This is a genomic window from Planktothrix sp. FACHB-1355 (assembly GCF_014748295.1).
GTDB classification, from domain to species: Bacteria; Cyanobacteriota; Cyanobacteriia; order Cyanobacteriales; family Aerosakkonemataceae; genus Aerosakkonema; species Aerosakkonema funiforme_A.
Genome location: NZ_JACJUP010000046.1, coordinates 1 through 13331, shown reverse-complemented (window position 1 = coordinate 13331; position 13331 = coordinate 1). Strand labels below are relative to the sequence as shown.

The window sequence follows — 13331 nt, the reverse complement described above, 5'->3', positions numbered from 1 at the left end:
CTCTTCCGATCTGTTGCAAACTTTCAGCCGAAATAACAGTTGAATGGTATAAAGACTGCACATCATCAGGATGAATCATCTCAACGCTTTTCTGGAAATCCGCTTGCATTTCTTCTGGTTCTAGTTCCCAGATTTCGCGACAACGCGGACTCGCATAAAGCAATGCTTGAGAACCGTCAGTACGAAGGACGTACTGATAAAGCATCCCCGGCACATTGGCTGCCAATTTTTGGAATTTCTCTTCACTGTCTTTAAGCGCTTCTTCTGTCCGTTTGCGCTCGGTAATATCCATAGAAATGCCGCAAACAGCATAAATTACTCCATGACTATCTTTTAAGGGAAACTTAACAGTAATGTAGGTATGCAACCCGTCTTCATGAGGAACAACTTCTTCAACTTTTACGGCGTTTCCTTCTTCTATTACCTGGCGATTGCTTGCTGCAAACGTATCGGCAATCTCGCAAGGCCAATAATCGTAAATACTTTGGCCAACAATTTCTTCTCTCTTCAAATTAAACAAGTTTTCACACTGATGGTTAAGCAATAAGTATCTATTTTGAATGTCGTGTGCATAAATGACCGCCGGAGAGTTATCTAAAATTGCCTGTAAGTGTGCCTGACTCTGCTGTAATTGTGCTTCTGCTTGTTGGCGTTCGGAAATTTCGACGGTTACTTGTTGAAGACTCCACAGTAGTTCTTGGGTGCGTTTTTGCACTTTGGTTTCTAATTCTTCGTTGAGTTTTTGCAGTTCTGCTTGGGCACGTTTGCGAGCGCTAATGTCTCTGGCTTCTGCAATTAGCTGGATGGCTTCTCCTTTTTCATTAAAAATAGGCTTGAGGGAAAAGTCTGTTGTGATTACTTGCTCCCCAGCACCGAGCATTTCCAGTTCATAACGAAGAAAGTGGCCTTTGGCAGCGGTGCGGATCGCCCTTCTGAGTTTTTTCTGGGTGGCTTTGGAAATTGTCCACCATTTTGTTTCCCAAAAGGGACGACCGATTACTTCAGTGGCTTGAAGACCGACAAAATCAAGGGCGGTTTGGTTGGCTTGTAACAAGATGCCATCCAGCTTTAACAAATAAGTAAATTGATAGCTATTGTTAAAAATAGCAGCAAAAATTACTTGATTTTCCCGCAGCGCTGATTCTGCTTGCTTGCGCTCAGTAATGTCTTCATAAGTTCCCAAGATGCCGATTACATTTCCATTTGCATCCAGGAGCGGAACTTTGTTTGTATCCACCCAACATAGTTTGCCATCTGCTTGCAGTTGGGTTTCGATGATGTTATATTCGGGTGCATTGCTTTCCATCACCCGGCGATCGCACTCGCGATACCAATCCGATTCCTCTTCTCTCCAGGGCAAATCGTAGTCTGTTTTACCCACAATTTGCTGTGGATTATCAAAACCAGCAGCTCGTGCGAAGTTATAATTACAACCTAAATAAACTAAATTCCTGTCTTTCCAAAATATAAATTGGGGGATATTATCCATCACCATTTGCAACATTTGCTGCGAGCGTTGCACTTCTGCTTCTGCCAGCTTGCGAGCGGTGATATCGGTAGCAACGCCAAGCAATTTATAAGCTTTACCATCTTCAGACAAAAGCGGTGTTTTGACTGTTTGAAACCAGCGTAATTCTCCTGTAGGTATTATCACGCTTTCTTCGGCAATAAACTTTGTCTTTAAGGTGGTCATTACCTCCATATCGTCATGCGTCAACCGCTCTACATCAGCTGGATTATTGTTAAATTCTCTAATTTTTTTACCGACCATTCGATCAACAGTCATGCCCCAAGTTTCGGCACAGGCTTGATTAACTAATACATATCTACCATCCCGATCCGTAACAAAGATTAAATTAGGATTGGTATCGATTACTGTTCGCAAAAATTGCTGTTGTTCTCGCAAAGCTACTTCTGAGAGCTTGCGATCGGTAATGTCTTCGACAATCCCTGTGACGCGATAAACTTCTCCCCCCTCATTTTTGAGAGGAAAAGCACGAGTCAAAACCCAGCGGGTTTGTCCATCCGGTCGGATAATCCGATATTCTTGGTCGTAAGGTTGTCCGCATATCTGCGATTCCACCGCAGCGATAACGCGATCGCGGTCTTCTGGATGAACGGCATCCAAAAATTGTGTGGGATTATTGTATACATCTATACAGCCGCCCCAGATTTTGTCCAAGGCAGGACTGCCATAAAGTAATTTGTTCTGTCGGGGGTCTCTGACAAAAAAGCCTTGGTGGAGATTTTCCCCTAGCTGCTGGAATAATTCGTTACTTTCTCGCAGTGCAGTTTCTGCTTTTTGACGTTCTTGCAGTTGGGTTTGAAGTTGCTCGTAAAGTTCGGCTTGATGGATGGCGATCGCGCAATGATCGGCGATCGCTTTGACAAAGGCTACCTCCTCCTCTGTCCATTCCCGTTCTCCCTTACATTCATTTAAGCTAATTCCGCCCAAGTACGACTGCTGATATATCAGCGGCACAATCATGAGAGCGCGAATGTTGCACCTTTTTACGGCTTCCAAAATTTCTGGCGGTTCGCACTCATCAATCCGAGGAAGAACGAGCGGTTCTCCTTGCGCTAACACGGAGTCGTAACGGCGATAAAAACCGCAGTGTATACCCATTAAACTGTTGCCTTCCGAGGTAGCCTCGGAAACATAACGAATTCCCAACTCGCGATCGGCATCCGGTCGAAAAATTAGGCAACGGCTGACATTGAGCGCGGAATGCAGTTGATTCGCTGCGATTTGGATAATTTCATCCAAAGCCAGCGTTCCTCGCATAGCGTGGACGATTTGATTGAGCAAAGTAGCTTGTTGAGCTTGTCGCTCAACTGTCGCAAGAACTTTTTGAAGTTGGGTCGTGCGCTCTTCCACTTCGTTTTCCAGTTCGGCGTTTCGCTGGCGCAGCAGTTCGGCTTTTTCCGCTTGCAACTTGGAAACCGATTGTTGGGTACGTTTCAGCCGTTTGTAGATTTGCACCGGTTCTAGGGAACTCAACAATTCCATCTCTGTTATTATTCCCAATTGCACTGCCGAACTCTCACTCTGACGCTCTCGAACTAACAGCATTTCCATGCGATCGATCTGCATTTGCTGATAAGCATAAAGCAGAGAGTTTTCCGGGTTTAGCTCGTGTCCCAATCTCCTCATTACCGATGCAGCTGGTGTCTGGGCTAAATCCATCCCTACGCACCAAGCTTGTATAATTTGTTGCTCAGTAACAACTCCTACCGGAATGGATGAAAGGCTACCGGAAACAGCATTGTTTGCTTCGTTCCTTACCTCTTTTGTAATTACCACACAACTAACGCGATATTCTGCCATCAGTTGGGCAATCTTCTCTACGGATGCTGTTCGATCGGCACGGATTAGCTTGGTGTTCATCACTTCGCCTACTGTACCGAGTTTGAACAGATTCGTGGTTTTTAAGGCTTGGAGAATGCTTGTGGGAGTTACAATTCCCAACAGCTGCTTCCTCTCGTCTAGAATTGGTAAATAGTAAATTTGACTCTGACGAAAAAATAATACAGGTGTAAAAATATTGACTGCATCTGACAGACTCAAGGTCGATATCGGCGGCTTAATCAATTCAGCAATTTTGACTTGGCTTTGCAGTCCATTCCCAGATGCCAGTAACTGCACTATATCTCGCTCGGCGAATATCCCTAAAACTCGCGAAGCTTCCATTACTACAGCATAATGGCGATCGCGCAGCGTGCCGGATGGCATATCGATTTGTTCTTCCATACCGACTGCTGGGGCGGCAATATTTAACCTTACTCTAGAAGTATCTCTTAAATTATCGCTCCCAATAGTATATTGGCTGGTATATGAGAGTCCCATGAGAGATATCACATCTACCAACTGCGTATCGGGAGCTACGATAATGGGATGACGATGTATAGCCTGCTCTAAGTCTGGTAAATTTAAATAAAAATCACTGGATTGCATGGCGTTATCGATTATAGAGCTTTATTTTCTGGGCTCTTGACGAGCTTCTTACTTAAGCCAGACTGGGGAGTCTGCAATCATGACGCTTGAAAGGAAATGTAATTTTAAAGTGCGTACCTGCCTCGGAATTAACCTCAATATCTCCATCTAATTGATTAGTTAAATTGACAACTAGCTGTAACCCCAAAGATTTACTTTCTTCAAGATCGAAATTTGGCGGCAAACCGATGCCATTATCGTGGACTTCTAATAAAAGTCGGCAACCTTCAATCAAAGCAATTTTTATGCTTATTTTTCCTGGTCCCCCATTAGTAAAGGCATATTTCAAAGAATTGCAAACCAATTCATTAATGATTAAGCCGCAAGGAATAGCAGTGTCTACATCGAAAAATATTGGCTCAAATTTAATATCCAAATCGATAAATTCGGACAACAATCTGTAAGAACGTACTAGATTATTGGCTAGACTTGTAATGTAATCACCAGCATCAATTAGGACAATACCTTCAGATTGGTAAAGTTTTTCATGAATCAGTGCCATTGACCTAACCCGGTTATAGCTGTCACTCAAAAGCGATGCAATTTCTGGATCGTTAGTACATTCAGATTGCAACTTCAACAAACTAGAGATTATTTGCAAATTATTCTTGACTCGATGATGAATTTCCTTAAGAAGCAGTTCTTTTTCTTTTAGAGATCCTTTCAGTTGTTGTTCGATCTTTTTCTGATCTGTGATATCGATACCTACAGCAACTGCGGCTTCACCTTGCTGGTACTTTTGGGCAACAATTAAGTAATTTCGGATCGCTCCATTAATGTTGGCATCGATCACTCTACTACCAGATTTATCGTCACCACGCATAAAATAACTCATAAATTCTGCAAATGTCTTACTGCTTTCCAAAAAACCAATTTCTTGACCGATAAAAATTTCTGGAGGACGATTAAATGCAGTACATAAATGCCGATTTACACCCATATATCGCAAATCGGAACTAATCCAAGAAACTAATCCCGGTACAGCATCTAAAACTACTTGCAACTGGTCTTTTGCTTGTTGGAGTGCCTTCTCTGTCTGCTGCCGCTCTTTCACTTCTATAAGTGCCCGGTCTCTCATAATGCGATAGTCCTGAACTCGTTGGGTGAGTTCCGTAACATCTTGGATGGAGAGTAAAGCATAGTATCCTCCTTGAGGTGCAGGTTCGGCGGTAACAGTAGTATGCTGAATTCGCTGCTGTCCGTTAGGTAAGTATGCGGGTATGAAGTGCTTATGGAGTTGAGAAGAGAAAAGGGTTGGTGGCCCCCCAGCAAAGATTTGTTTGAGACGAGAAGCATATTTCGTTTCCTTTAAGTGAGGAAAACGTTTGATAATATCAGTTCCCACTATTTCTTGCTTGGAGATATTAGTCCAATTCTCCAAGCAGCGATTCCAATACAGCACTGTAAAATCTTCCCGAAGTACGCATATACCTATAGGGATTCGATCGAGAACACTAAATTTTTCAGCTAATTCTTCTATGTCGTTCATGGCTGATTTTTGAAATCATTTTTTCTCGTTTTTGATAGTTTTGTCCGGTTCAAACAGAATAGATTTAGTTGAGCGATAGAGGAGACATATAAGCCTGTGAGCGCGTTGTGTTAGTTAAAACCATGTATATTTATTGAAGTAATTTATTTTATTTTTTGAATTACTGTCTAACCAGTTATTTGTAGGCGTAGATTTCTTCTGCGATCGCACTCATCAACAAGTTAAAAGAACTTAATTCAAATATCAGTATAATATCGCCCCGAATTTGAAATCTTTCAATTGTAAATTGAGTTTGCGCTAATAAAACTGTAGTGGGAGCAACCTTATTATGGAAGTGGATTAAATTCTCCACTGTATCCTCAATATAATAGGGAAGTTCGTACTCAAGGTTGCGATTGATTAAATTGCCAATAGAACCGATAACGCTATTAATTAAGATGTTACCAACTTCACTCAAGGTACTAATTCTCACCGCATCCAAGTCTGGCGTTCCCAGTTCTTCACCCGTCAGGATAGCCGCTAGCATACAAGCGCTGTCTGTGGGAAAAACTAGCTCTGCAATGCCCGAAAACGATCCTGAAAAATCTTGGCGTACCGCAGCTACCCGTCCCCTGCCGAAACTGGTTTGCATTTCTCGTTGCAATTCTTGGGGCAATTTAATTTTAATGTAAGGAATTTGCAAATGAATGTAAGCATCTAACATCTCGTTGAGTACGTTGGCAGCACGACCCACACCAATATTAAGCAGTTCCTGAATTGCATCAATCTGACTGGTTGTTAAGTTCATTGCGCCATCTCCTGAGTGTATCCTAAAGCTTGTGTAATTTTTTGGCGCAATTCTTCTTGTTTGGGTGGTTTGTTCAGAAAGCCCGCAGCTCCCAATTCCATACAGCGTTGTCGAACTCCTACTTGAATATCTGCACTCACTACGATGACAGGGATAGTCGATCGCCGATCGCGCATTGCTTGTAATACCCCAAAGCCATCGATATCGGGCATTAGTAGGTCAACTAAAATGCAGTCCGGTTTGTGGATTGCCGCCATCTCCAGTCCTTCTTGTCCATTAGTTGCTTCCAGGACTTCATAACCTTCTGCTGTCAATGCTTTACGCAGCATCCGGCGCGTAAAGGCTGCATCATCAATCATTAGAATTAAAGGCATTAAATTCTCCTATTATTTAGTAGTAGTTATTGAAATTTTGCTAAATTTTTTGCTCGCTCCAACTTGAAAGTAACTACTTATTCCTAACACGATTTATTTATATTTATATCGAGTATTAATACGGTACTTTATTTAGGTAGATTACGTATTATTACTGATACTTTTAAGCTCTTACCTAAATCACCCAGAACATGACTTTATTTGTTCTGTATAATACAGATATCTGACTATCAAAAATATATCAAACGCCCGATGAACGTCTGATGGACAATCATCTCATCCAAAATTGAATGACGCTCAGAAGAGGCTGAAACCATTGCCAAATCTATCTTAGAGAAAGTGAAGGCAATTTTTGCACAAGTAATTCACAATTTTTTTGAGCTTTATTTATAAATCAATATGGATGAAGATATCAAAGCATTTTTAGCAGACAACTACGAAAATCTCGGCCATATCGAGCGAGATCTAGTTGATTTAGAACAAAATCCCACAGACAAAGATTTGCTCGTCCGGATTTACCGTTCCCTGCATACTATCAAGGGAAACTGCGGCTTTATGGCGTTTGGTAAGCTGGAAGCGCTCACCCACGCTGGGGAAAATTTGCTCAGTCGCGTGCGGGATAAGGAATTAATATTAAATATCGAAATCATCAACACCTTACTGCAACTCGTCGATACTATTCACCAAAGCTGTATCTGTATTAATGCCACCGGAGAAGAGAGTGACTCTGACTACTCGGAACTGATTCAAAGACTAAATGATTTACAGCACACAGCGTATGAAGATAAGCATTTAATTATAGCGCTAAATTCAGAAAACGTTGCGGACTCCCTAAGTACACCGCCTTCAGTACCCAGTAATTATACGCAAATCCCTAATTTGACAAAACCCTCTATATATGATAATCAGACCAAAAATGGCAAAGTCAACAGTAAGGAAGCACCCACACCATTAGCAGCAGCTCAAACCGTGCCCTCGATCCGAGTAGACATCAACTTATTAGATAAGTTGATCAACCTGGTGGGAGAACTGGTATTAGTTCGCAACCAAATTTTGCAATTCGACTCCATCCAGGATCGAGCAGGATTTGAAGCAGCATCTCAAAATTTAAATCGCGTCACTACCGAGTTGCAAGAAGCTGTAATGAAAACCCGGATGCAGCCGATTAGCACGATTTGGAGTAAGTTTCCGCGTGCGATCAGGGATATGGCGATCGCATCCGGAAAGCAAGTGCAAGTCGAGATCGAAGGTGAAGACACCGAACTCGACAAAACTATCATCGAGGCAATCAAAGATCCTCTCACTCACATCATTCGCAACTGTATTGACCACGGAATTGAAATGCCTGATGTACGGAAACTTTCCGGCAAACCCGAGTCAGGACAAGTGCGCTTGTATGCCTTCCACGAAAGCGGTTACGTAAATATTGAAATAATCGATGATGGTGCTGGCATCGATCCAGAACGACTCAAAAACAAAGCACTAAGCTTGGGATTAATTACTGGCGAACAGTTTAATCATTTGAGTGACGGTGAAGCCATCAACTTAATTTTCCTGCCAGGGTTTTCCACGGCTGACAAAGTGACTTGCTTATCCGGAAGGGGAATCGGTATGGATGTGGTGAAAACCAATATTGAAAAAGTCGGGGGTGTGGTTGAAATTTCCAGCCAACGCAAATTAGGTACTGTGTTTAAACTCAAGATTCCTTTAACGCTGGCAATTATTCCGGCGTTAATTGTTACCAGTGCAGGCGATCGCTACGCGATTCCGCAAATGAGTTTAGCAGAATTGGTGCGTTTGGAAGGAGAACAAGCTAAGCGAGGCATTGAATACATTCACAAAGCTCCCGTATATCGTTTGCGAGGTAAATTATTACCCCTCGTTTACTTAAATCGAGAACTTCAGCTAGAAAATAAAGAACAAAAATCAAATCTACAATCTCTAGATGAAGTAGTGAATATCGTCGTTGTCGTGCAAGCCAATACACCTTTTGGTTTAGTGGTAGATTCGATCGACGATACTCAAGAAATTGTGGTTAAACCTTTAGGGAAATTGCTAAAAGATACACCTGGCTTTGCCGGAGCAACTATTCTGGGAGACGGAAGAGTTGCTTTGATTTTAGATGTGCGTAGCATCGCGCAGCGTTCTGGCGTGTTTTCCGAAGCACAAACAAAAGCTCGCTTAGAACAGGAAGGCGCATCCCAGCAACAGACAGATGATGGGCGAGAAATGCTGTTACTGTTTGAAGGTTTGCCTAAGAGTCGCATGGCTATTCCGCTTTCAATGGTTTTGCGTTTAGAAGAAATTCCCATTACTGCTGTGGAAAAAGTAGGCGATCTGACGATCGTTCAATATTGCGATCGCATTCTGCCGCTGATTGATTTAGCTAGTGTATTTAGTCCTCAGCCATTATCTTGTACCAAGAAAAAGGGAGCAACTACCAGAACTAATAATTCCCACTCATCCTTATTAGAAAACCAACTTCTGCAAATGATAGTCGTGTCTTGCTCAAATGGACAGACAGTCGGATTAGCAGTCAGCCGCATCCTCGATATTGTCATGGAAAAACTGACTTTTACTGCCGCGACAAGTCGTCCGGGAGTTAATGCGATCGCTGTCATTAAAGGCCAAGTTACCGAAATTTTAGACCTAGAAGCACTTAATCAGTGGATATCTAATTAGTAAATCACACCTGTAATTAATGGAAAATACTCAATTTATATGGCTCATACTCACCAGTTTTGCACCTTTTATTTAGCTAACATCTGCTTTGGCTTAGACGTAAAAAAAGTCCAAGAAGTCATTCGCTATCAATCAATTACCCGCGTACCTTTAGCACCTCCAGCTGTCCGAGGATTGATTAACTTACGCGGTCAAATTGTCCCGGCTATAGATCTGCGACAGTGTTTGGATATATCTGAATCCGATCCTACTTATCAAAAAAGCAGTATGGCGTGGAGGAATTCTTCAACATCTAATCTATTTAATTACTTTTTTCCCAGCTTAGAGCAACTGCCTCTCAATGCGATCGTGCAGGCAAATGATGAAGTAATCAGTTTGCTGGTTGATGAAGTAGGAGAAGTTTTAGAAATTTCCGAATGCTCTTTTGAACCTCCTCCACAAACGCTCAAAGGCAAAGCACGCGAGTTAATTCAAGGAGCTTATAAACTAAACGATCGCCTGTTGCTCATTCTCGACACTGAAAAAGTTTTTGAGGTTAGCAAAAGATCGGATTGATATTGAAGAATATTTGTATGATATTGATTATTGGCAATTTCAATATCGGTTAAATTAATCAAATGGAGCTAGCATGGATACTTACAATGGCAAAAGAATTGCAAGATTTTTGTTTTTTAAAAAAACAAGTAATCCGAGCAGTAAAGTCACGCAAAAATTATCCGATCCAGAGCCGCTTTCTCAACTAGAAAGCAGTCAACTCGATCGAGTTAAAATTACGTCTGAGCATTGGAACGAATTACTGTCAGTTCTTAAGAGTGCTAGAGATGGCGACTTTAGCGTGCGCTTATCAGAAAATAATGGATGGGGTGAAATTGCTGAAGTATTTAATGGATTGCTCAGCTTAAATCAAAACCTGACCAACGGTATTGTCAGAGTTAGTAATGATATTGGAGAAGAAGGTAAACTAACCGAAAAAATGGGTATGCGCTCAGTAAAAGGTGATTGGGCAACTAGCGTCACAGCAATTAATACTTTAGTTGAAACTTTAGGTCAACCCATCCTAGAAACCGAACAAGCTCTAGCAGCATTAGCGGCGGGAGATTTATCCCGCAAAGTACCTACCAAAATCAAAGGGCGATCGCTCAAAGGCGACTTGCTTCGCCTTAGCACCACAACTAACCAACTAATTGACAATATCGCTTGCTACTCTTCCGAAAAAAATCGCGTGGCAAAACTTCTCAGTCAAGAAGGAAATCTCAGCACTAAAGCAGTCCTCACCGGAGCAACCGGTATCTGGAAAGACCTCACGGAAAATATTAACCAGATGATTGAAAAGCTCAAAGAAGAAGTTCAAACCATTACGAAAATGACTTTAGCGATCGCGCAAGGTGACCTATCCCAAAAAGTCGAAAATAAAACAGTTGGCGAATTCAAACAACTAAGTTATAACGTCAACTTAATGACGAGCAATTTAACCGACTCAGTGCGAAAAATTGCCTCAGTCGCTCAAGCACTTGCCCATGCTTCGGAAGACCTCACCAAAGTTAGCCAACAGCTAAATAAAAATGCAGAACATACATCAGGACAAGCTAATTCTGCTTCAATTTCTGCTGATGAAGTTAACTTAAATGCCCAAGTTGTTGCCACTGGTGTAGAAGAAATGAGCGCCAGCATTAAGGAAATTTCTAAAAGTGCGACTGATGCAGCGATGGTAGCAACTAACGCCGTTAAAATGACCCAAAGCACCAACCAAACTATCGCCAAACTTGGCCAAAGTAGCATTGAGATTGGTAATGTCGTCAAAGTGATTACTTCAATTGCCCAACAAACCAACTTATTAGCTTTAAACGCTACTATTGAAGCGGCAAGAGCCGGAGAAGCGGGCAAAGGTTTCGCTGTCGTCGCTAATGAAGTCAAAGAATTAGCCAAGCAAACTGCAAAAGCAACTGAAGATATCAGTCAAAAAATAGAAACTATTCAGAGCGATACCAAAAGCGCAGTAGCAGCGATCGCACAAATTACAGCGATTATTAACCAAATTAACGATTTCCAAAATACCATCGCCAGTGCCGTCGAACAACAAACTGCCACGACAAATGAAATTGCCAGGAACGTTGCTGGGGCTGCTAAGGGTACATCAGAAATTGCAAATAACATTAACAATGTTGCCGAAGCAGCTCAAAGTACCACAGATGTAGCTAGCCAAACTTTAAAATTTGCCGACCAACTCGCTCTGTTAGCAGCAGAATTGCAAACACTGGTCAGCCAATTCAAATATTAAACCAGTCATCATTAGTGGGTAATTCTCTCGATTAATTACCCACTAACGCGACTATTTACGCCTCGGCGATTGCCAATTATCCTTTCTTAACTACTAATGCGTAAAATTCGCCTCTTGATTGTTGATGATTCTGTTATGGTGCGTCGTCGGGTAAGTGAAGTTTTATCTAATGACCCGGCCTTAGAAGTCGCGGGAGTTGCTGCCAACGGTCAAATTGCTCTCGCGAAGATTGCCCAAGTCAACCCGGATTTGGTCATCCTAGATGTAGAAATGCCAGAAATGGATGGCCTGGAGACATTAGCAGCGATTCGCAAAACTTACCCTAACCTCCCGACGATTATGTTCAGTGCCTTTACGGAACGAGGCGCTACTGCAACACTGGAAGCACTTTCTTTAGGAGCTAAAGATTATGTAACCAAACCTTTTCAAATGGGCAGTATTGAGGCAGCTAATCAGCATCTCCGTCAGGAACTTATTCCCAAAATTAAAGTATTTTGTGGCGAATCGATCGAAACTACTACTTTGAATTCAGATCGGGATTTAAAAACGTCCTCAATCAACCAACAATTAACTTATCGAAAACGGGCAATCCGAAATCCCAAACCGATAGAGGCGATCGCGATCGGAGTATCAACTGGAGGCCCAAACGCTTTGGCTGCAATCTTACCCCAATTTAGAGCAGATTTTCCCGTCCCAATTTTGATCGTGCAGCATATACCGCCAATGTTTAGCCAACGCCTAGCCACACGGCTGAACGCTCGTTGCCAAATCCCGGTTATAGAAGGATTTGATGGCGCGAAATTAGAGCCCGGTACGGCTTATATCGCTCCTGGCGATTTTCACATGAGTGTCGATCGCCTTGGCTCTATCGTTCAACTTCGCATCCACCAAAGCCCTCCAGAAAATTCTTGCCGTCCTGCGGTGGATGTACTGTTTCGATCGGTAGCCCAAACCTATGGTGCAGGAGCTCTTGCAGTTGTACTCACCGGCATGGGTCATGATGGTTTGCGAGGCTGCGAAGGCATCCGGTCAGCCGGAGGTCAAATCTTCGTGCAGGACAAAGCCAGCAGCGTCGTCTGGGGGATGCCCGGATTTGTGGCGAAAGCAGGTTTAGCAGATAAAATGCTGCCTCTAGACCAAATAGCAGCGGAAATTCTGCGCTCTGTCGCTAATTGCATACAGTAACTTATTTATTATTGTTCGGAATTTTTCGCTCAAAATTACTCGGCTTTTTAAGGATTTTATCATGTGGACTAACCTACTCTTACAATTCACTATCCCAGCTTTTCAATCCAGTCATTTTAGTTTTGCCAGCGGCATATTTACCGCTTTATTAGCAGGGGCTGTTGTTCCTATTTTGTTTAAAAGCGCCAAAAAACAAGAAAATATCCTACAGCAAATCGCTCTAATTTCCCAGGCGATCGAAGAAATTGCTAATGGCAAATTCAATACTCGCATTCCTCAATTACAGGGAAACGATTTCGTGCAAGATCTCGCTGAAAATATTAACCAAATGGCAGTTAAGTTTGAAAATCAAATTACTGATTTGAACAACCAAAAGGCTGCACAAAAACTCCAAGACTTAACAGTAGAACAAGCGAGATTGCTGCAAGAAATTGAAAACCGCCAACACGTTCTCGATGAAGCCGCGATTGTCAGCGAGGTAGACCGCAAAGGGAATATTACCTTTGTCAATGACAAATTTTGTGAAATTTCTGGCTATAGCC

At 42.3% G+C, this 13331-nt stretch carries 9 protein-coding genes; 5 read left to right on the top strand and 4 right to left on the bottom strand.

Annotation, left to right across the window (positions count from 1 at the left end; translation table 11 throughout):
- From H6S82_RS04365 to H6S82_RS04350, 4 genes are all read right to left on the bottom strand, one after another.
- Positions 1 to 3955: PAS domain-containing protein (locus tag H6S82_RS04365; RefSeq protein WP_191056037.1), on the bottom strand; the 3955-nt coding region annotated here is incomplete at its 3' end.
- A gap of 52 nt (positions 3956 to 4007) precedes the next feature.
- Positions 4008 to 5483, bottom strand: a complete 1476-nt coding sequence (locus H6S82_RS04360) for a histidine kinase dimerization/phosphoacceptor domain -containing protein (protein ID WP_190475436.1) — start codon at positions 5481 to 5483, stop codon at positions 4008 to 4010.
- A 175-nt stretch (positions 5484 to 5658) separates the two neighbouring features.
- Positions 5659 to 6270: a chemotaxis protein CheC gene (locus tag H6S82_RS04355; RefSeq protein WP_191056036.1), complete on the bottom strand. Its 612-nt coding sequence runs from the start codon at positions 6268 to 6270 to the stop codon at positions 5659 to 5661.
- Positions 6267 to 6644, bottom strand: a complete 378-nt coding sequence (locus tag H6S82_RS04350; protein WP_190472640.1) for a response regulator — start codon at positions 6642 to 6644, stop codon at positions 6267 to 6269. The genes H6S82_RS04355 and H6S82_RS04350 overlap by 4 nt, the downstream gene beginning before the upstream one ends.
- 399 nt (positions 6645 to 7043) lie before the next feature.
- Here H6S82_RS04350 and H6S82_RS04345 point away from each other — a divergent pair, with 399 nt between their 5' ends.
- The 5 genes from H6S82_RS04345 to H6S82_RS04325 all read left to right on the top strand — a co-directional run.
- A complete protein-coding gene (locus tag H6S82_RS04345; protein WP_190472637.1) occupies positions 7044 to 9326 on the top strand; it encodes a chemotaxis protein CheA in 2283 nt (760 codons plus the stop codon).
- A gap of 39 nt (positions 9327 to 9365) precedes the next feature.
- A complete protein-coding gene (locus H6S82_RS04340) occupies positions 9366 to 9881 on the top strand; it encodes a chemotaxis protein CheW (RefSeq protein ID WP_190472633.1) in 516 nt (171 codons plus the stop codon).
- Between the two features lie 73 nt (positions 9882 to 9954).
- A complete protein-coding gene (locus tag H6S82_RS04335) occupies positions 9955 to 11604 on the top strand; it encodes a methyl-accepting chemotaxis protein (protein ID WP_242056816.1) in 1650 nt (549 codons plus the stop codon).
- 96 nt (positions 11605 to 11700) lie between these two features.
- Positions 11701 to 12789 (top strand): chemotaxis response regulator protein-glutamate methylesterase, encoded by a 1089-nt coding sequence (locus H6S82_RS04330; protein WP_190472630.1) that lies wholly within the window; start codon positions 11701 to 11703, stop codon positions 12787 to 12789.
- 61 nt (positions 12790 to 12850) lie between these two features.
- Positions 12851 to 13331: HAMP domain-containing protein (locus H6S82_RS04325; RefSeq protein ID WP_199317865.1), on the top strand; the 481-nt coding region annotated here is incomplete at its 3' end.